16 protein-coding genes are annotated in these 20,269 nt (G+C 63.5%); 12 read left to right on the top strand and 4 right to left on the bottom strand.

The window, feature by feature from the left end:
• Nucleotides 1–119 precede the first annotated feature (119 nt).
• The 8 genes from deoC (at nt 120) to AWB70_RS22390 (ending at nt 9,749) form a co-directional block, all read left to right on the top strand.
• Nucleotides 120–1,124: a deoxyribose-phosphate aldolase gene (gene deoC / locus AWB70_RS22425; protein ID WP_053571059.1), complete on the top strand. Its 1,005-nt coding sequence runs from the start codon at nt 120–122 to the stop codon at nt 1,122–1,124.
• A gap of 28 nt (nt 1,125–1,152) precedes the next feature.
• Complete coding sequence (locus AWB70_RS22420) at nt 1,153–3,543, top strand: aldehyde dehydrogenase family protein (RefSeq protein ID WP_053570944.1); 2,391 nt, start codon at nt 1,153–1,155, stop codon at nt 3,541–3,543.
• Between the two features lie 63 nt (nt 3,544–3,606).
• Nucleotides 3,607–4,080 carry an RbsD/FucU family protein gene (locus tag AWB70_RS22415; RefSeq protein ID WP_053570945.1) on the top strand — a complete coding sequence of 158 codons (474 nt, stop codon included), beginning with the start codon at nt 3,607–3,609 and terminating at the stop codon, nt 4,078–4,080.
• Nucleotides 4,077–5,009, top strand: coding sequence for a ribokinase (rbsK, locus tag AWB70_RS22410; protein ID WP_053570946.1), 933 nt, complete (start codon nt 4,077–4,079; stop codon nt 5,007–5,009). Before AWB70_RS22415 ends, rbsK begins: the two co-directional genes overlap by 4 nt.
• Entirely contained in the window at nt 5,006–6,049 is a 1,044-nt protein-coding gene (locus tag AWB70_RS22405; protein ID WP_053570947.1) for an ABC transporter permease, read from the top strand. The genes rbsK and AWB70_RS22405 overlap by 4 nt, the downstream gene beginning before the upstream one ends.
• 54 nt (nt 6,050–6,103) lie before the next feature.
• Nucleotides 6,104–7,108, top strand: coding sequence for a substrate-binding domain-containing protein (locus tag AWB70_RS22400; RefSeq protein ID WP_014194006.1), 1,005 nt, complete (start codon nt 6,104–6,106; stop codon nt 7,106–7,108).
• Nucleotides 7,109–7,161: 53 nt separating this feature from the next.
• The gene (locus tag AWB70_RS22395) at nt 7,162–8,691 is read left to right on the top strand and encodes a sugar ABC transporter ATP-binding protein (RefSeq protein ID WP_053570948.1); all 1,530 of its coding nucleotides are present in this window, start codon (nt 7,162–7,164) and stop codon (nt 8,689–8,691) included.
• On the top strand, nt 8,688–9,749 hold the full coding sequence (locus AWB70_RS22390; protein WP_045458608.1) for an ABC transporter permease: 1,062 nt from the start codon (nt 8,688–8,690) through the stop codon (nt 9,747–9,749). The genes AWB70_RS22395 and AWB70_RS22390 overlap by 4 nt, the downstream gene beginning before the upstream one ends.
• 72 nt (nt 9,750–9,821) lie before the next feature.
• On the opposite strand, the gene AWB70_RS22385 is transcribed toward AWB70_RS22390, so the two are convergent.
• Both AWB70_RS22385 and AWB70_RS22380 read right to left on the bottom strand, forming a co-directional pair.
• On the bottom strand, nt 9,822–10,544 hold the full coding sequence (locus AWB70_RS22385; protein ID WP_053570949.1) for a DeoR/GlpR family DNA-binding transcription regulator: 723 nt from the start codon (nt 10,542–10,544) through the stop codon (nt 9,822–9,824).
• Nucleotides 10,545–10,613: 69 nt separating this feature from the next.
• Nucleotides 10,614–11,654: a GlxA family transcriptional regulator gene (locus tag AWB70_RS22380; protein WP_045458606.1), complete on the bottom strand. Its 1,041-nt coding sequence runs from the start codon at nt 11,652–11,654 to the stop codon at nt 10,614–10,616.
• A gap of 217 nt (nt 11,655–11,871) precedes the next feature.
• On the opposite strand from AWB70_RS22380, the gene AWB70_RS22375 reads away from it, so the two are divergent.
• The gene (locus tag AWB70_RS22375) at nt 11,872–12,837 is read left to right on the top strand and encodes a homocysteine S-methyltransferase family protein (RefSeq protein ID WP_053570950.1); all 966 of its coding nucleotides are present in this window, start codon (nt 11,872–11,874) and stop codon (nt 12,835–12,837) included.
• Between the two features lie 9 nt (nt 12,838–12,846).
• On the opposite strand, the gene AWB70_RS22370 is transcribed toward AWB70_RS22375, so the two are convergent.
• Together AWB70_RS22370 and AWB70_RS22365 are read right to left on the bottom strand one after the other, a co-directional pair.
• Complete coding sequence (locus AWB70_RS22370; protein WP_143281683.1) at nt 12,847–13,692, bottom strand: bile acid:sodium symporter family protein; 846 nt, start codon at nt 13,690–13,692, stop codon at nt 12,847–12,849.
• 32 nt (nt 13,693–13,724) lie between these two features.
• Nucleotides 13,725–14,126, bottom strand: a complete 402-nt coding sequence (locus AWB70_RS22365; RefSeq protein ID WP_197668884.1) for a YidH family protein — start codon at nt 14,124–14,126, stop codon at nt 13,725–13,727.
• A 305-nt stretch (nt 14,127–14,431) separates the two neighbouring features.
• Between AWB70_RS22365 and AWB70_RS22360 the strand changes: the two genes are divergently transcribed.
• Genes AWB70_RS22360 through AWB70_RS22350 form a run of 3 tightly spaced genes read left to right on the top strand, consistent with a single transcriptional unit; the run spans nt 14,432 to nt 20,182 of the window.
• On the top strand, nt 14,432–15,853 hold the full coding sequence (locus AWB70_RS22360) for an anaerobic sulfatase maturase (RefSeq protein WP_235024329.1): 1,422 nt from the start codon (nt 14,432–14,434) through the stop codon (nt 15,851–15,853).
• Between the two features lie 41 nt (nt 15,854–15,894).
• Nucleotides 15,895–17,385 (top strand): arylsulfatase, encoded by a 1,491-nt coding sequence (locus AWB70_RS22355; protein ID WP_041732764.1) that lies wholly within the window; start codon nt 15,895–15,897, stop codon nt 17,383–17,385.
• Between the two features lie 43 nt (nt 17,386–17,428).
• Nucleotides 17,429–20,182: an MGH1-like glycoside hydrolase domain-containing protein gene (locus AWB70_RS22350; protein ID WP_053570952.1), complete on the top strand. Its 2,754-nt coding sequence runs from the start codon at nt 17,429–17,431 to the stop codon at nt 20,180–20,182.
• The last annotated feature ends 87 nt before the right edge of the window (nt 20,183–20,269 follow it).

The raw sequence follows: 20,269 nt of genomic DNA, 5'->3' as shown, positions 1-20,269 counted from the left end.
CATTGTAGCGAACGAACCTAGCACTTTCCCTATGTTACGATTCTAACAAAAGCGCTCTAAAATGAGATCAACCTATCAACAATTGTCGTGCGTTGCACAAGACGCCGGTAACCGATCTCATGCTGGAAACTGCATCGAAGTCCATCGTCGCGTGGCCCGGGAAGGCTCAGGTTCACAGCGCCCGTAATCCCGGCGTGCCGTTCGATCTCTCGTGGCTCGACGGCCTGCGCGTGAACCAGTCCGCTGTTTCGCGCCGCACCTCGACGCTCGGCACGCGCCGCGCGGTCAAGAAAGACGCTCAGGCGGCGTGGCTGCTCAAGGCGATCACCTGCATCGACCTGACGACGCTCAGCGGCGACGATACGCACGGCCGCGTCGAACGTCTCTGCGCGAAGGCCCGCCGTCCGTTGCGCGACGATCTGCTCGACGCGCTCGGCATGGCGCCCGCATCGATCAGAACGGGCGCGGTGTGCGTCTATCACCGCTATGTGAAGACGGCCGTGAACGCGCTCGAAGGCAGCGGCATTCCGGTCGCGGCCGTATCGACGGGCTTTCCGGCCGGCCTCAATCCACATGATCTGAAGTTGCGCGAAATCGAGGCGTCGGTGCGCGATGGCGCCTCCGAGATCGATATCGTCGTGACGCGCGAGCATGTGCTCATGGGCAACTGGCAGGCGCTCTACGACGAGATGCGCGATTTCCGCGCGGCATGCGGCGATGCGCACGTCAAGGCGATTCTCGCGACCGGCGACATCCGCACGCTCTCGAACGTCGCCAAGGCGTCGATGATCTGCATGATGGCCGGCGCGGATTTCATCAAGACATCGACGGGCAAGGAAAGCGTGAACGCGACGCTCGACGTGTCGCTCGTCATGGTGCGCATGATCCGCGAATACCTTGCGCGCACCGGCGTCGCGATCGGCTTCAAGCCCGCGGGCGGCGTGTCCACCGCGAAGTCGGTGCTCGAGTATCAGATCCTCATGAAGGAAGAGCTCGGGCGCGAATGGCTCGAACAGGATCTTTTCCGCATCGGCGCATCGAGCCTGCTCGCGGATATCGAACGCCAGCTCGAACATCACGTGAGCGGACGCTATTCGTCGTTCAATCGCCATCCCGTCGCCTGATTCATCCGACTCCCACATTCAAAGCCTCATGAGCGTTGCCGAATACTTCTCTTCGATGGAATACGGACCCGCACCGGAAGACGATCGCGCCGCGCGCGCATGGCTCGGTCAGCACGACGGGCGCTTCGGTCACTTCATCAACGGCGCTTGGCGCGACAGCGACGCCGCCCAACGCTTCGACTCGCGCGAACCCGCGACCGGCCGCGTGCTCGCCTCGATCGCACAGGGCGAGAACGCCGATGTCGATGCCGCCGTGCAAGCCGCGCACGATGCGCTCGAAGGCTGGCAGGCGCTCGGCGGCGCGGGGCGCGCGCGGCATCTGTATGCGCTCTCGCGCATGGTGCAGCGGCATGCGCGTCTCTTCGCCGTGCTGGAATCGCTGGACAACGGCAAGCCGATCCGCGAGTCGCGCGATATCGATATCCCCCTCGTGGCAAGGCATTTTCTGCATCACGCGGGCTGGGCGCAGTTGCAGGACAAGGAATTCGCGGACTGGGCGCCGCTTGGCGTGATCGGCCAGATCGTGCCGTGGAATTTTCCGCTGCTGATGCTCGCGTGGAAGATCGCGCCCGCGCTCGCGCTCGGCAACACGGTCGTGCTGAAGCCCGCTGAATTCACGTCGCTGACCGCGCTTCTGTTCGCCGAACTGGCACATCGCGCGGGCCTGCCGAAAGGCGTGCTCAACGTCGTGACCGGCGACGGCCGCACGGGTGCCGCGCTCGTGGAGCATAAGGGCGTCGCGAAGATCGCGTTCACCGGCTCGACCGAAGTGGGCCGCCAGATTCGCGCGACGACCGCCGGCTCGGGCAAATCCCTCACGCTGGAACTCGGCGGCAAGTCGCCCTTCATCGTGTTCGACGACGCCGATCTCGACAGCGCCGTGGAAGGCGTCGTCGATGCGATCTGGTTCAATCAGGGTCAAGTGTGCTGCGCGGGCTCGCGGCTGCTGGTGCAGGAAGGCATCGAGGCGCGCTTCGTCGAGAAGCTCAAGCGCCGCATGGATACGCTGCGCGTCGGCACTTCGCTCGACAAGGGCATCGACATGAGCGCGGTCGTGGACGACGTGCAGCTCGAACGCATCCGCGCGCTGGTCGATCGAGGCGAAAGCGAAGGCTGCGAGATCTATCAGTCGCCGCGCACCGCGTTGCCCAATGGCGGCGCGTTCTTCCCGCCGACGCTCGTCACGAACGTCGCGCCCGCATCGACGCTCGCGCAGGAAGAGGTCTTCGGCCCCGTGCTCGTGACGATGAGTTTCCGCACGCCGGAAGAAGCCGTCGCGCTCGCCAACAACACGCGGTACGGCCTCGCCGCGAGCGTGTGGAGCGAGAACATCAGCCGCGCGCTCGACGTTGCGCCGCGCCTGCAATGCGGCGTCGTGTGGATCAACGCGACCAATCTCTTCGATGCGGCCGTCGGCTTCGGCGGTTATCGTGAATCGGGCTTCGGGCGCGAAGGCGGACGCGAGGGCATCTACGAATACCTGAAGCCGCGCGCATGGGTCAAGCTCCCGGTTCGCGGCGAGACGAAGCCGCTGCAGGCGCAGCCCGATTCGCTCGTCGATGCCGGCAACGTCAGCGCGCTCGACCGCACGGCGAAGCTCTTCATCGGCGGCAAGCAGGCGCGGCCCGACAGCGGCTATTCGCGGCTCGTGCTGTCTCCCGCCGGCGAGATCGTCGGCGAAGTGGGCGAGGGCAATCGCAAGGACATTCGCAATGCGGTGGCGGCCGCGCGCGGCATGACGAAGTGGTCGTCGGCGAGCGCGCACAACCGCGCGCAAGTACTGTACTACCTCGCGGAGAATCTGAGCGCACGCGCCGACGAATTCGCGAAGCAACTCGTGACGCGCGCCGGTTCGACCGAGCGCGACGCGAAGCGCGAAGTGGAGGCATCGATCGCGCGCTTCTTCACGTATGCCGCATGGGCCGACAAGTACGATGGCGCCGTGCATGCGCCGCCGCTGCATGGCGTTGCGCTCGCGATGCACGAGCCGCTCGGCGTGATCGGCATCGTCTGTCCGGATGAAGCGCCGCTGCTCGGTTTCGTGTCGCTCGTGGCGCCCGCGCTCGCGCTCGGCAATCGCGTGGTCGTGGTGCCGAGCGAGACGTGTCCGCTGATGGCGACGGATTTTTATCAGGTCGCCGAGACGTCGGACGTGCCGGGCGGTGCGCTGAACATCGTCACCGGCGATGCGCGCTCGCTTGCGCAGACGCTCGCGCAACACGACGACGTCGATGCGCTCTGGTGCTTCCACGGCGCGTCGCTGTCGGCGATGACCGAGCGCGAATCGGTCGGCAACCTGAAGCGCACGTTCGTCGATCAGGGCCGCGTGTTCGACTGGCACGATGCCGCGAGCGAAGGCCTGCCGTTCCTTCGCCAGGCGGTGCAGGTGAAGAACATCTGGGTGCCGTACGGAGACTGATCAAAGAATCGTTTTTGAGCGGAGATCTCGACAGGAGACACGCTCGTGCATGGAGGAGACGCTGTGCTGAAGAACATCGATCCGCTCTTGAACGCCGATATCCTGTACGCGCTCGCCGCGATGGGACATGGCGACGAAGTGGTGATTTGCGACGCTCATTTCCCCGCCGACTCGGTCGCGCGGCAAACGGTGCTGGGCAACGTGCTGCGCATCGACGGTGCGAGCGCGCCGCGTGCGGTGCGCGCGGTGCTTTCGGTGCTGCCGCTCGATACGTTCGTCGACGACCCCGCCGGCCGCATGGAGATCGTCGGCGATGCAACGACCTTGCCCGCCGTGCAGCGCGAGGCGCAACGCGAAGTGGACGACGCGGAAGGCCGCGCCTTGCCGTTCGCGCCGGTCGAGCGCTTCGCATTCTATGAGCGCGCGAAGAAGGCGTATTGCGTGATCGCCACGGGCGAAGCGCGCGGCTACGGCTGCTTCATCTTCAAGAAGGGCGTGCAGCTCGCACCGGACGCGCCGGAAGGAGGCGCGCGATGAAAAGCGTCGTCATTCTCGGCATCTACGTGACGGACCTCGCGTTTCGCGCGGCGCGCATGCCGCTGCTCGGCGAAACGGTGCCGGGCTCCGCGTTCAAGATGGGACCGGGCGGCAAGGGCTCGAATCAGGCCGTGGCCGCCGCGCGCGCGGGCGCGGACGTGATCTTCTGCACGCGCATCGGCGCCGACGCATTCGGCGACATCGCGCAGGCGACATGGGCGGCCGAAGGCATCACCTCGCGCGCGACCGTGATGGACGATGTCGCCACGGGCGCCGCGCATATCTACGTCGATGAAAACACGGGCGGCAACGCGATCATCGTCGCGGCGGGGGCGGCAGGCGCGCTCGTGCCCGAAGACGTCGATGCGATCGAAGAGGACATCGCGCGCGCGGGCGTCTTCGTCACGCAACTGGAGCAGCCGATTCCGGCCGCGCGGCGCGGGCTCGAACTCGCGCGCAGGCATGGCGTGACGACGGTATTCAATCCCGCGCCCGCCATGCCGCTCACCGACGAGATCTATCCGCTGTGCGACTACATCACGCCGAACGAAACGGAAGCGCAGGCGCTCACCGGCATCGAGATCAAGTCGGTCGATGACGCGCGCCGCGCCGCGAACGTGCTGCTCGACAAGGGCGTGCGCGCGGTCATCGTCACGCTGGGCGAGGCGGGCGCGCTGCTGCACACGGCGAACGAATCGACGCTCGTGCCCGCGTTCGACTGCGGCCGCGTCGTGGAAACGGCCGGCGCGGGCGATGGCTTCACCGGCGGCTTCGCGGCCGCGCTCGCACGCGGCGAAAGCCCGATCGATGCGGTGCGCTTCGGCTGCGCGCTCGCGAGCCTTTCGGTCACGCGGCCGGGCACCGCGCCTTCGATGCCGCGTCTTCACGAGATCAACGCGGTGCTCGAACAACGGAGCGTCACGCAATGAAGGCGTCGAAATGGCTCGCTGACCGCCAGTTCAACTTTCTGATCGGCGTGAACGTGCTCGTCGTGATCGTCGCGACGTGGATGTCGCACGGCCAGTTCCTCGACATCGACAACCTTCAGTCGATGGGCGGCCAGTTGCCCGAGCTCGGCCTGCTCGCGCTCGGCATCATGCTGTCGATGGTGTCGGGCAATGGCGGGATCGATCTGTCGGGCGTCGGGCTCGCGAACCTCTCCGGCATGGTCGCGGCGATGCTGCTGCCGCACATGGTTTCCGCCGACGATTCGCCCGCGCTCTACACGGGCGTGTTCGTGTGCATCGTCGTGGCGATGGGCGCGATCGGCGGCCTGCTCAACGGCGTCGTGATCGCGAAGCTGAGGCTCACGCCGATTCTCTGCACGCTCGGCACGCAACTGCTCTTCACCGGCATCGCCGTCGTGCTGAGCAACGGCGCGTCGGTGCGCGTCGAGTATGTGGACCCGCTCTCGAACATCGGCAACGGCACCTTCCTGCAAGTGCCCATCTCGCTGTGGATCTTCGTCGCCGCCGTGCTGCTGCTCGGCTGGATACTGAAGCGCACGCCGTTCGGCCTGCGTCTCTATCTCATGGGCACGAATCCGAAGGCCGCGTTCTATGCGGGCATTCCGCGCGCGCGCATGCTGATTCTCACCTACGGCATGTGCGGCGTGCTCGCGTCGCTCGCGGGTCTCATCAGCGCGACGCACACGTCGAGCGCGAAGTGGGACTACGGCAATTCGTATCTGCTGATCGCCATTCTGATCGCGGTGATGGGCGGCGTGAATCCCGCGGGCGGCTATGGACGCATCGTCTGCGTGTTTCTCGCCGCAACGGTGTTGCAGTTCCTGTCGAGCCTGTTCAATCTGCTCGGCGTATCGCAGTTTTTCGGCGATTGCGCGTGGGGTTTCCTGCTGCTCGCCTCGCTCGCCTTCGCGGGCGGCGAACGCGTGCGCGCGATCTTCGGCATGGGCGGGGCAGCGCCCAAAAGCAATGTGCCGCCGCCGCCCGCATCGACCGGACGTTGAAATTCGCGTGTGATTGTTCAAAGAGACCAGACGAAACATAAAGGAGACAACGCAATGAAGCTCAGCAAACTCGGCACCGCGCTCACCGCGGTCGCACTCGCAGCGGGCGCGATCGCGGCCGCGCAGGCCGCCACCAACGAAACCATCGTGACGGTCGTGAAGGTGACTGGCATCAACTGGTTCAATCGCATGGACGAGGGCGTGAAGGAATTCGGCAAGGAGAACCCGAACGTCAATGCGTATCAGACGGGACCGGGCCGCGCCGACGCCGCGCAGCAACTGAAGATCATCGAAGACCTGATCGCGAAGAAGGTTACGGCGATCGCCGTCGTGCCCTACGATCCGCCGACGCTCGAACCCGCGCTCAAGAAGGCGATGGATCGCGGCATCAAGGTGGTCACGCACGAAGCGGACAACGCGAAGAACACGATGGTGGACATCGAAGCCTTCGACAACACCGCGTACGGCGCGGGCCTGAACGAGCGGCTCGCGAAGTGCATGAACAATCAGGGCAAGTGGGCGGTGCTGGTGGGCTCGCTCGGCTCGCGCTCGCAGGTTCAATGGGCGGATGGCGGCATCGGCAATGCGAAGGCGAAGTACCCGAAGATGGACCTCGTCGAGCCGAAGCTCGAAACCAATAACGACGGCGAGCGCGCCTATCAGGTCGCCAAGGAAGTGCTGCGCAAGCATCCGGACCTGACGGGCTTCCAGGGCTCGTCGTCGCTCGATGTGATCGGCATCGGCCGCGCCGTGGAAGAAGCGGGCAAGGTCGGCAAGATCTGCGTGTACGGCACGGGTCTGCCGACGGAAGCCGGCAAGTTCCTCGAAAGCGGCGCGGTCAACGGCATCGCGTTCTGGGACCCGAAGCTCGCGGGTCTCGCGATGAACAAGGTCGCGCAGATGCTCGTCGAGGGCAAGGAAGTGCAGAACGGCGCGGACCTCGGCATCACCGGCTATAACAAGGTGACGGTCACGAAGGGTCCGGGCAAGGGCGTGATCGTGCGCGGCACCGGCTGGGTCGACGTCGACAAGACGAACTACAAGCAATACAACTTCTGATGTGAAGCGCGCGGCGCGCTTTTCAGGAAGTGCGCCGCGTGCCTTGGACAGACATGACCACCACGACACCGCTTCTCGAAGTCGTCAACATCCACAAGCGCTTTACCGGCGTCTATGCGCTGCGTGGCGTGAGTCTCGCGTTCGAGCGCGGGCAGATCTATCACTTGCTCGGCGAGAACGGCTGCGGCAAGAGCACGCTCATCAAGATCATTTCAGGCGCGCAACCGCCCGACGAAGGCGAACTCGTGATCGAGGGCGCGCGGCACAGCAAGCTCTCGCCGCTCGAATCGCTCTCGGCGGGCATCGAGACGGTTTATCAGGACCTGTCGCTGTTGCCGAACATGAGCGTCGCGGAAAACGTGGCGCTGACCGCCGAACTCGCCGAGCATGCGGGCAAGCTCGCGCGCACCTTCGACCGCCGCGCGCTCGCGGCGACCGCGGCCCGCGCGCTGGAAGCCGTGGGCCTGCCGGGCGATGCGGATTTTCAGAAGACGCTCGTCGAGCAACTGCCGCTCGCGACGCGTCAACTGGTGGCGATCGCGCGCGTCATCGCGAGCGAAGCGAAGTTCGTCATCATGGACGAGCCGACCACATCGCTCACGCAGAAGGAAGTCGATAACCTCATCGCCGTGCTTGCACGCTTGCGCGCGGAGGGCGTCGCGGTGCTGTTCGTGAGTCACAAGCTCGACGAGTGCTATGCGATTGGCGGCGAAGTGATCGTTCTGCGTGACGGGCAGAAGATGGCGCAAGGCCCGATCGAAAACTACACGAAGGCGCAGATCAGCGAACTGATGACGGGCAAGCACCTCTCGACGGAACGCTATCGCGCGCAAGGCGAAGAGGGCGCGTCGCAAGTCGTGCTCGACGTGCATGGCCTCGGCCGCAAAGGGCAATTCGCCGATGTCTCGTTCAGGCTGCACAAAGGCGAGATTCTCGGCGTGACCGGTCTGCTCGATTCGGGCCGCAACGAACTCGCGCGTGCACTGGCGGGCGTCGCGCCCGCCGACACGGGCACGGTCACGCTCGACGGCATGCGCGTGCGGCTGCAAACGCCTGGCGACGCGAAGGCGCAGCGCATCGGCTATGTGCCGGAAGACCGCCTGAACGAAGGCCTGTTTCTCGACAAGCCGATTCGCGACAACGTCGTCACCGCGATGATCGCGGGGCTGCGCGACCGCTTCGGCCAGATCGACCGCAAACGCGCGCAGGCTCTTGCAGAACGCACTGTGGAAGACTTGCAGATCGCGACGCCCGATGTCGACAAGCCGGTGCAATCGCTTTCGGGCGGCAACCAGCAGCGCGTGCTGATCGGCCGCTGGCTGGCAATCGATCCGCGCGTGCTGATTCTGCATGGCCCGACGGTCGGCGTGGACGTGGGTTCGAAGGACATCATTTACCGCATCATGCAGCGGCTTTCGAAGGAAGGCATCGGCATCATCCTGATCAGCGATGACCTGCCCGAGCTACTGCAGAACTGCGACCGCATTCTGATGATGAAGAAGGGCCGCGTCGCGAACGAATATCGCGCCGACACGCTGAACGAGGCCGACCTTTATCACGCGCTACTTTCAGAGGCAGCATGAGCATGAGCGAATCCATCCGCCGCACGGGAAGCGAGACGATGCCGCAGCGCGTGGCCGACGTCGCGCCGCGTGTGCGCAAGGGCAATCTGTACGCGCGGCTGATGCGCAATCCCGAGTGGTTCACGGTCGGGCTGATCGTGGTGACGTGTCTGGTCGTGGGCAGCCTCAACCCGCGCTTCTTCCAGTTCGCCACGCTGTTCGATCTGCTGCATTCCGCGACGACGGTATCGCTTTTCGCGCTCGGCACGCTCGTCGTGCTGGCGTCGGGCGGCATCGACGTCTCGTTTACGGCCATCGCCGCATTGACGATGTATTCGATCACCAAGGCCGTGTTCGCGTGGTGGCCGGAATGCCCGTTCGCGCTGATCCTGCTTGCGGGCGCGATCGGCGGCGTGATGCTCGGCGTGATCAACGGCATGCTCGTGCATCGGCTGAAGGCGCCTTCGCTGATCGTCACGATCGGCACGCAGTATCTGTATCGCGGCTTGCTGCTGACCTTCGTCGGCACGCAGTTCTTCATGAACATCCCGCACAGCATGGATACGTTCGGGCGCTTGCCGCTGTTTTTCTATCACACGCCCGATGGCTTGCGCGCCGTGTTGCCGGTATCCGTGCTTGCGCTCGTGATCGCGGCGGTGGTCACGTGGTGGCTCCTGAACCGCACGATGATGGGCCGCGGCGTGTATGCGATGGGCGGCTCGCTCGCGATCGCCGAACGTCTCGGCTACAACCTGCGCGCGGTTCATCTGTTCGTGTTCGGTTATACCGGCCTGCTCGCGGGCGTCGCGGGAATTCTCCATGTATCGACGAACCGTCTCGCGAATCCGTTCGATCTCGTCGGCACGGAACTCGACGTGATCGCGGCCGTGATTCTCGGCGGCGCGCGCATTACCGGCGGCACGGGCACGGTGGTCGGCACATTGCTGGGCGTGGTGCTCGTGACGCTCATCAATAGCGTGCTGATTCTCATCGGCGTGCCGAGCACCTGGCAGAAGGTGATTATCGGCGCGTTCATTCTCGTTGCGGGGACGTTGTTCGCGTTGGGGCGGCGTCAATAACGGCTTCGAAAGCGCGATAAAAAAGGCTCGTTCGGATTCCGAACGAGCCTTTCTGTTTGGGTGCGAAACGATTCAGGCGCGCGCGCGCGCCATTTGCCCTGCTTCCGTGATCACCGAATCGAATTCGGAAAGCTGCGAGAAACGCACGGCCTTCACCTTGCCGAACTTGCTTGCATCGACGACGAGATGCCGTTCCACCGCGCTCGCCATCGCGGCCTGCTTGATTGCGACTTCATGAAAGTTCCAGCACGTCACGCCGCGCGCCTCGTCGACGCCGCCCGCGGACATGAACGCCTTGTTGATGCCCATGCGCCGCAAGGTTTCGACACTCTCGTCGCTGGCGAACGATTCGGACGAAGGCACGTACACGCCGCCGAGCAGGATCATCCGCACATTGGGCTTGCGCCGCAAAATCTCCGCGACGTTGAGCGAATAACACACGACGGTCAGATGCATCTCCGCCGGAATCTGCCGCGCGAGCGTCGTCAAGGTCGTGCCGCAATCGATGAAGATGGTTTCGTTATCGACGAGCAGACGCGCCGCATGACTCGATGCGATCGCCTTCGCCTGCGCGAAATGATCCTTCTCTTCCTCGATGGTGTAGCCCGCGTTGGGCACGTCGGCGGCGCTGACGATGTAGCCGCCGAGATAGGTGAACTGGCCGGGATGCGCGGCGATATCGCGGCGCACCGTCATTTCCGATACCCCGAGCAAGGCGGCCGCATCGCGCAGGCGCATCACATTCTGCTTTTCGAGTGCGCCGGATAGGGCGCGCAGGCGGTCGTTTTTGGCCATCGGAAGGGCGCGATGCGTGATGTTAGATTTTGCTCGTTCAATGAGAGAATTATAACAACGAAAGGGGCTTTATCGGCTCTCTTCGACGTAGCGGATGGCGTCGCGCATCGCGCCGAAACGCCGCCGGTATTGCGCCGGCGTGAGGCTCACTTTGCGTCGAAAGAGGCGGCTGAAGAATCCCGCGTCTTCGTAGCCGACTTCATTGGCGATAGCTTCGATCGGCTGGCTGTCGGTTTCGAGCATCTGCTTGGCTTCCTCCAATCGCAACGTATGCACGTAGGCGAGCGGCGACATGCCCGTCGCCTGCTGAAAGCGCCGCTTGAACGAGCGCTCGGGCAGTCCGCTCAACTGCATCATCGCGCTCACGGGGGCGGGCTGCGCATAGTGCTCGGCGATCCACGACTGACAGCGCGCGATGACCGCGTCTTCCGCCTGACGCGTGCGCGCGAGCCGCGCGAACGGCTGCTGACCGACATCGTGCCAGTCGACGAGATTGATGCGCGCCGTCTGCATCGCGGTTTCGATGCCCGCGAGCCGCGCGATCAGATACAGCGCGAGATCGAGCCACGAGGTGCCGCCGCCCGCCATGATGAGCCGCTCGCCGTCGCCCGATGCGACGAGCGCCCGATGCGCGCGCACCTTCACCGACGGATAACGCCGCGCCATGAAATCGCAGTACGCCCAGTGCGTGGTCGCATCGAGTCCGTCGAGCAGGCCGGCTTCCGCGAGCAGGATCGCGCCCGAGCAGGCCGTCGCGACGATCTTGCCTTGCGCGTGGCAGCGTTTCAGACAGGCGATCTCTTCGTCGAAGCGGCCCGCGAGCGGCTCGCCGGGCGGCACCAGCAGTTCGGGCACGCAGATGACTTCGGCGTCGGCGCAGGCGTCGAGCGAGGCGTTCGCCGTGATGCGCACGTTGTTGCCCGCCACGAACGAGCCGCCATGACGCGACACCACGACGGGCGCAATGGGCGCCCGGCCCGGCGTGCCTTCGACGATGAGACCCCAGTCGCGGCCCGCCGACATGAACATGTCGTACATGCCGTACACCACCGACGCCGACGTTTCGGGCAGCGCAAGAATGCAGATGCGCACGGGTGATCGTCCGTTCATGGCCGTTTTGTCCGGTAAGTTGCCGAAATGGCTTTGGCGCTCGACGCGCGCGCGCCGTATCGTGGCTCCGTCGCAATGTTATTTAAGTGTAAGGAAGGCTTTCGCGCCAGCGCGCACCGCACGCGCGGGCATGCCGGCGCGCGTGTTGTAGCTCCTCCTTTCATTCGACATCGCCGACGCACTTTTCTGACGCGCATATCGTTGACGGAGCATGACCATGAGCCAGTACCGCACGCACCTTCCCCAGCTCGATGACGCGCTTTTCATGACGGACGGCGGCATCGAGACGACGCTGATCTTTCATGAAGGCATCGAGTTGCCATGCTTCGCCGCGTTCGATCTTTTGAAGGATGAAGCGGGCACCGCGCGTCTCGAAGCGTATTTCCGGCGCTACGCGAGTCTCGCGCAAAGCGAGGGCGTCGGCCTTGTGCTCGAAGCGCCGACGTGGCGCGCGAGCGCGGACTGGGGCCGCAAGCTCGGCTATTCAGATGCCGCGCTCGCGGAGGCCAATCGCCGCGCGATCGGGCTGCTCGTGCGCGTGCGCGACGCGTTCGAAACGCCCGGCACGCCGATCGTGATAAGCGGCTGTCTGGGGCCGCGCGGCGACGGCTATCGCATCGATTCGCGCATGACCCGCGACGAAGCGCGCGCGTATCACCAGCCGCAGATCGACACGCTTGCATCGACGGAGGCCGACATGATCGCGGCCTTCACGATGACGTATCCCGAAGAAGGCATCGGCGTGATCGATGCCGCGCGGGCGCGCAACATGCCGGTCGCGATTTCGTTCACGCTCGAAACCGATGGCCGCCTGCCTTCCGGCGATGCGTTGCGCGATGTGATCGAGCGCGCCGACGAGCAAACGGACGCGTATGCCGCGTACTACATGATCAACTGCGCGCATCCATCGCATTTCGACACCGTGCTCGGCGAGGGCGGCGCGTGGCGCGAACGCATCCACGGCGTCCGCGCGAACGCGTCGCGGCGCAGTCATGCCGAGCTGGACGAATCCGCCGATCTGGACGACGGCAATCCCGACGAACTCGGCGCGCAATATCGGGCGTTGAATGCGTTTCTGCCGCGCATGAATGTCGTGGGCGGATGCTGCGGCACGGATCATCGGCATGTCGGTGCGATCTGCCTTGCGATGAAGGGCGCGCGGAACCCGTACGCGCATGCGTGAAGCGCTGCGTCAGGCGGCGGGCGCGATGGCGGCGCTGCGCCGCCGCCAGCTCAGGTAGACGCTCGAAACCAGGAAGGCGGTGAGGAAGTACGCCACGACGAGCACCAGCGTGCGTTGCCCGACGAACTCCGCCGCGACGACCAGCGCAACGCCGACGTGCCGCATCGCGCAGGCAATCGCGAGCGCCGTGCGGTCGTCCGGATCGGGGCCGCCGAGCCACTGACCGATGAACAGCGCGATGACCATCAGCGCGATGAGCGAGAGCACGCCTTGCCAGGTCAGACCCGCGAGGTGCTGGCGATGGACGATCAGCAGGGCAAGCCCGCAGACGGCCAGCACGAGCCACGCAATCGTCATGATGCGGCCCGACAGCCGCTCCGAGGCGGCGGGAAAAGCGAAGCGCAGCCCCATGCCGAGCATGACCGGCAGAAGAATCGTCTTGCCGATGTCCGACACGACGGTGCCGATGCGGAGCTTCAGTTCGACATCGAAATAAGCGCTCAACAACGCCGTCCACACAGGCACCGCGACGATGGCGACGAGCGAGGACAGGATCAGCAAGCCGAAGACGTAATCCCGGCTATGCAGCCTCTTCAGCCTTTTCGGGAGCAGCGGCGCGCCCGCGGACACGGCGAGCGTCAGCAAGGCGGCCTTGACGCCGCGCTCGATGGGCATGACCAGCACGAGGCCGAACGCAACCAGCGGAACCAGCACATACATGGCGGCGAGCGAGCGGAGCAATAGCGCGGGGCGAAACCATACGCGATTCAGTTCGGATAACGAAGTTCCCGCGCCGACGCACGCGATCAGCACGGCAATGGAGAGCTTGAGCAGAATCATCAGCGTTTCAGTCACGACGCTCGCGCCTTCGAATGAGATCGATACGCTCAGAACAATCTAACGATGATGCTCAGAAAGAGAAAACTGCCCGAAAGGGCCATGACGAGCGCGATGAAAAATGTCGGCCGCCAGGCGCTGACGGGCTGATACGCGCGCAGGCCCGCGATGAAGCGCCAGTACTCGATCGTGCCCATCACCATCGCCACCGTGCCCATGCCGGTGAGAAAAAGTCCGATGGTTCGGGGCGTATGCGGATGCGCCAGATGAATGCCGGCTTCCCGGAACCCTTCGAGCAGCTTGTAGATCGTGAAGCCGAAGCTGATCATCGAGAGCGCGGTGCGCGTCCATGCCATCAGGGTGCGATCGGCGGCCATCAACGTGCGCGTCGTCGCGAGATCGGTTCGCTCTTCGGCGAGCTGGTTTGCCGAGCGCGCTTCCACGTTAGCCACACCCACCTCCGCATGGACTGTCACAAACGGATAAAGGCGCTCGCCTGCGTCAACGTTAATCTAGTTCAACGTTAATCTAGTCCATGCAACGCACGATTGCGAGCCGCGCGGCTTCGAAACTTATGTACCTGTTTCCATAGGCGCCGTGTTGCGCCGCGCGCTGCGAATCGAAAGCCGCGAGAAAAGCGCGAAATTGCGTTTGCTTTCCGGGCGCAAGCTGCCTTAAATACGAATCACCTCTGTATCTGCAACGCCCTGCTTCCGAATTCCTGCTTACACGATTTCGTTACGCGATGGAGGCCACGTTGCTGTCATGCGCTTCGTCATCGAGTGCTGAACATCCTTCTCCGGCGCACAGCCTGCCGGATGCGCCGCCGCGCTTTCATTTACTGGCCAAACCGAGCGGCTCGACCTGCAATATCGATTGCAAATACTGCTTTTTCCTGTCGAAAGAGGCGCTGTATCCGAATGAAAAACATCGGATGTCTAAGGCGACGCTCGAAACTTACATTCGGCAGTTATTGGAATCGCACCGCACGCCCGAAGTCACGGTGGCGTGGCAGGGCGGCGAACCCACGCTCATGAAGGTCGAATTCTTCAGGCAGGCGGTCGAATTCGTGGACAAGCACCGCAGGCCCGGACAGGTCGTGAAGCACACCTTTCAGACCAACGGCATTCTTCTCGACGACGAATGGTGCGCGTTTTTTAAAGCGCATGATTTTCTCGTGGGCCTGAGTGTCGATGGACCGCGCGAACTTCACGATACGTTTCGCGTCGATCGTCGCGCGCAGGGCACCTTCGATCTGGTCATGAACGGGTGGCGGCATTTGCGCAAGCATGGCGTCGAGTTCAACATCCTGTGCACCGTCAATGCGGCCAACGAACGGCATGGCCGCGCGGTTTATCGCTTCTTTCGCGATGAACTCGGCGCGAAGTGGATTCAGTTCATTCCTGTCATCGAGCGCGCGACGGAACAGACGATTCAACTGGCGAATCGCGGCTGGAGCGAACAGGCGGGCCACAAGCGCGTGTTGTACACGCAGACCGGCAATCTCGTCACCGATCGCTCGGTCGGCCCGAAACAGTATGGCGTGTTTCTGATCGATGTATTCGAGGAATGGCTGCGCCACGACGTCGGCCGCGTCTTCGTGCAACTGTTCGACGTGACGCTGGAGGCCATGTTCGGCCGTCATCTGTCCTGCATTCACGCGCCCACGTGCGGGCTCGGCCCCGCGCTCGAATACAACGGCGATCTGTATTCATGCGATCACTTCGTCGAGCCCGGTTATCGCCTGGGCAATATTCACGAGACGCACATGCTCGAACTCATGGCGTCGCCCGCGCAACGCAAGTTCGGACTCGACAAACGCGATTCGCTCACGGCCCAGTGCAGAAGCTGCGCAGTGAGGCCGCTGTGCAACGGCGGCTGTCCGAAAGACCGTTTCGCGCTGTCGCGCGATGGCGAGGCGGGGCAAAACTATCTGTGCCCCGGCCTCGAGTTGTTCTTTACGCAGTCGCGTCCTGCAATGGAAACCATGGCGAAGCTTTTTCGCAGTGGCCGCCCGCCGTCCGACGTGATGGCGATGACTGCCATCGAAGATAAACGGCGCGGTCCTTATGCGCCGTGTCCGTGCGGCAGCGGCAGAAAGTTCAGGTTCTGCCACGGCAACGACGCGCCGCAGCGTTCGATCGACACAGGGAGCAGTGAAGCGCGGCGCACCTCTTGATGCGAAGGTCGCGCCCTTTCCGTAAAGGAGTGAAAGCAATCATGGCGACAAAGCAACCGAATATCCTGATCCTTTGGGGCGACGATATCGGATGGTGGAACATCAGCTTCAACAGCCGTGGGCAGATGGGTTATCGCACGCCCAATATCGATCGCATTGCCAATGAGGGCGTGGCATTCACCGATTACTACGCTCAGCAAAGCTGCACGGCGGGCCGCGCAGCATTCATCACCGGACAGAATCCGATCCGCACGGGGCTGACCAAGGTCGGCATGCCGGGCGCGGACGTGGGTTTGTCGGCGGACGACCCGACCATTGCGGAGATGCTCAAGCCGCTGGGTTATGTCACGGGGCAGTTCGGCAAGAATCATCTGGGCGACAAGGATGAATTCCTGCCGACCATGCATGGGTTCGACGAGTTCTTCGGCAACCTTTATCACCTCAATGCGGAAGAGGAACCCGAAGATCCCGATTATCCGAAAGATCCCGCGTTCAAGAAGCGCTTCGGTCCGCGCGGCGTGCTGCACTGCCGCTCCGACGGAAAAGGCGGACAGAGTATCGAGGACACCGGCGCGCTCACCCGAAAGCGCATGGAAACGATCGACGAGGAAACGACCACGCTCGCCAGCGCATTCATCGACAAGGCGCATCAGGAAGGCAAACCGTTCTTCGTCTGGTACAACACGACGGCGATGCATTTCCGCACGCACTGCGCGGAAAAGCACAAGGGCAAGAGCGGACAAGGCGACTATAACGACGTCATGGTCGCGCACGACGAGAACATCGGCAAGATGCTGGCGAAGCTCGATGAACTGGGCATTGCCGACGATACGATCGTCATGTATTCGACGGACAATGGCCCGCACTTCAATAGCTGGCCGGACGCGGGCATCACGCCGTTTCGCTCCGAAAAAAATACCAACTGGGAAGGCGGCTGGCGCGTTCCGGCCTTCGTGCGCTGGCCGGGGAAATTTCCGGCGGGCACGGTGCTTAATGGCATCGTCACGCATCAGGACTGGATGACAACCTTGCTCGCGGCCGCCGGCGAGCCAGACATAAAAGACAAGCTGCTCAAGGGATACAAAGCCGGCGATAAAACGTACAAGGTTCATCTCGACGGTTTCAACATGCTTCCCTATCTGATGGGCGAAGTGAACGAAAGCCCACGCGAATCGTTCTTCTACATCAGCGACGACGGCGACGTCATGGCGATCCGCGTGCGCGACTGGAAAATGGTGTTGCTGGAGCAGCGCGCGAAGCAGTTGGCGTGCTGGGCCGAACCCTTCGTGCGGCTGCGCATTCCGAAGATGTTCAACCTTCGTCGCGATCCGTTCGAGCGGGCGGACGAGAGCTCGAACACGTACTACGACTGGGTGATCTCGCATGCCTATCTGATCTATGCGATGCAGGCGGTCGTCGCGGTGCAGATCGAAAACTTCAAGGCGTATCCGCCGCGCCAGAAGCCCGCGTCGTTCAACCTGGACGCCGTGATGCGGCAACTCGACGATGCGGGCGGCGGTGCGCATCATTGAGTCGTGTAGAGCGTGAGGCAAGTCCGTTGACCGGAGGTGTCAAGTGACTGCAGAGCATGACCGGCTCGATGAAGCCAGGCGCGGCGTCGCGCCGTGGAAAAAATGGGGCCCTTATCTGTCGGAGCGGCAGTGGGGCACGGTGCGCGAGGACTATAGCGAATCCGGCGACGCCTGGAATTACTTCAATCACGATCAGGCCCGCTCGCGTGCGTACCGATGGGGCGAAGACGGACTGGCGGGCCTATCCGACGACGAGCAGCTTCTGTGCTTCGCCGTGAGCCTGTGGAACGGCCGCGATCCGATACTGAAAGAAAGAATGTTCGGCCTGACCAACGGTGAAGGAAACCGCGGCGAGGACGTTAAGGAATACTACTTTTATCTCGACTCGACGCCAACGCATTCCTACATGAAGTATCTGTACAAGTATCCGCAGGCGGCATATCCCTACGACGACCTCGTGAAGACGAATCGTCAGCGCAGCCGGCAGGAACTCGAATACGAGCTGATCGATACGGGCGTGTTCGACGATGACCGCTATTTCGATGTGTTCGTCGAATACGCCAAGGCTTCCCCGGAAGACATGCTGATCCGCATCACCGCGGTCAATCGCGGACCCGATGCAGCCGCGCTGCATCTCCTGCCGACGCTCTGGTTCCGCGATATCTGGTCGTGGGTCGAAGGCGCAACGCGGCCTTCGCTGCGAGCGATTTGGGCGGGCGACGCCGGCAGCGTCGTCGCCGTTTCTCATCCGGACCTCGGAAGCTGGCGGCTCTATTGCGAAGGCGGCGCTGCGCTGCTCTTCACCGAAAACGAAACCAACACCGAGCGCCTCGGTGGCGTCGCGAACCGCACACCCTACGTCAAAGACGGCATCGATCGATGCATCGTTCATGGCGAGGCATCGGCGGTAAATCCTGAGAAGCGCGGGACCAAAGCCGCCGCACACTATTCGCTGACGGTTCAGCCAGGCGAATCGCACGTGGTGCGCTTGCGGCTCGTGCGCGATACGCCGGAACGCGAAGCTTCGCCGGAGGACGGATGCAGAAACGCGTTCGACAGCGGATACGACGATAACCTGAACGCGCGCCATCGCGAAGCGGACGAGTTCTATGCCACGGTCATCCCCGCCTCGCTCGATGCCGACGCGAGCAACGTGATGCGTCAGGCGCTCGCCGGCATGATGTGGTCGAAGCAGTTCTACTACTACGACGTCGACCGGTGGCTGACGGAACGCGGCTCCGATCCGTTCGATCCCAAACGGCGCGCGCCGCGCAACGATCACTGGCATCACATGTACAACGCGGACATCGTCTCGATGCCCGACAAATGGGAGTATCCGTGGTACGCGGCCTGGGATCTGGCGTTTCACGTCCTCGCGCTGACCCTCGTGGATGAGGACTTCGGCAAGCAGCAACTCGACCTGATGCTGCGAGAGCGCTATCTGCATCCGAGCGGACAGCTTCCGGCCTACGAGTGGAACTTCGGCGACGTCAATCCGCCGGTGCATGCCTGGGCGACCATCTTTGCCTATCGTCTCGAACAATACCGCTACGGACACGGCGATCTCGTATGGCTCGAGCGCTCGTTTCACAAGTTGCTGCTGAACTTCACGTGGTGGGTGAACCGCAAGGACCGCACCGGCAACAACGTGTTCGAAGGCGGCTTTCTGGGGCTCGACAATATCGGCGTCTTCGACCGCAGCGCGCCGCTGCCCACGGGCGGCTATCTGGAGCAGGCGGACGGCACCGCATGGATGGCGCTGTTCTGCCAGAACATGCTCGAAATCGCCGTGCAGCTCGCCCTCAATAACCCCGCTTACGTGGACATGTGCGTGAAGTTCGTGTCGCACTTTCTGTGGATTGCCTCGTCGATGCTGCGCACCGGCGAGAGCGGCGGCGGCCTGTGGGATGAAGAAGACGGCTTCTTCTACGACGTGCTGAGGCTGCCCGACGGCCGCTCGGAGCGGCTCAAGGTGCGCTCGATGGTGGGCCTGCTGCCGCTTTGCGCCGCCACTTCGTTCGATGGCGCGCTGGTGGATCGCTACCCCGATGCCTTCCAGAATCTCAAGCGGTTTCTCGCGGCGCGTCCGGAGATCATGGCGTCCATTCACGATCTGACGTCGCAGGGCGTCGCCAACCGGCGCCTTGCTTCGATCCTCAACGAAACGAACCTGCGGCGCGTGCTCTCGAAGATGCTCGACGAGAACGAATTCCTGAGCCCCTACGGCATCCGCTCGCTGTCGCGCTATCACGCGGATCATCCCTACGTGTATCGAACGGGCGGGCAGGAGTATCACGTGGCCTACCTGCCCGCGGAATCGGACACGGGCATGTTCGGCGGCAATTCCAACTGGCGCGGCCCCGTGTGGATGCCGGTGAACGGACTCATCATCCGCGCGTTGCTGCAGTATTTCAGCTACTACGGCAACGATTTCAAGGTCGAATGTCCGACCGGCTCCGGACGCCACATGACGCTCTACGAAGTCGCCGAAGAGATCACGAGAAGACTGGCGAGCATCTTCCTGCGCGGCAGCGACGGCCGCCGTCCGGTTCACGGCGGCAACCGGAAGTTCCAGGAAGACCCGCACTGGCGCGATTGCCTGCTGTTCTACGAATACTTCCACGGCGATAACGGCGCGGGACTCGGCGCGAGCCATCAGACGGGCTGGACGGGCATCATCAGCCGGGCGATGCATCTGTTCGCCACGACGACGCCGGAGCAGTTTTTGCAAGCGGGCAGAGCGGCGGCGTTCATCGAGGTGCCCACTGCACGCGCCGGCCACGCGCCCGGTTCCTGACGATCCCGTCATCGCGATCGGCGATGGTGCCTTGCCAAATGACCACGAACAAGCCGTCCCGCCTGCTGCATGATGCTTCCACCGCAC

It is taken from the genome of Caballeronia cordobensis (assembly GCF_001544575.2).
Taxonomy (GTDB): domain Bacteria; phylum Pseudomonadota; class Gammaproteobacteria; order Burkholderiales; family Burkholderiaceae; genus Caballeronia; species Caballeronia cordobensis.
This window is presented reverse-complemented; position numbering and strand designations above follow the sequence as displayed.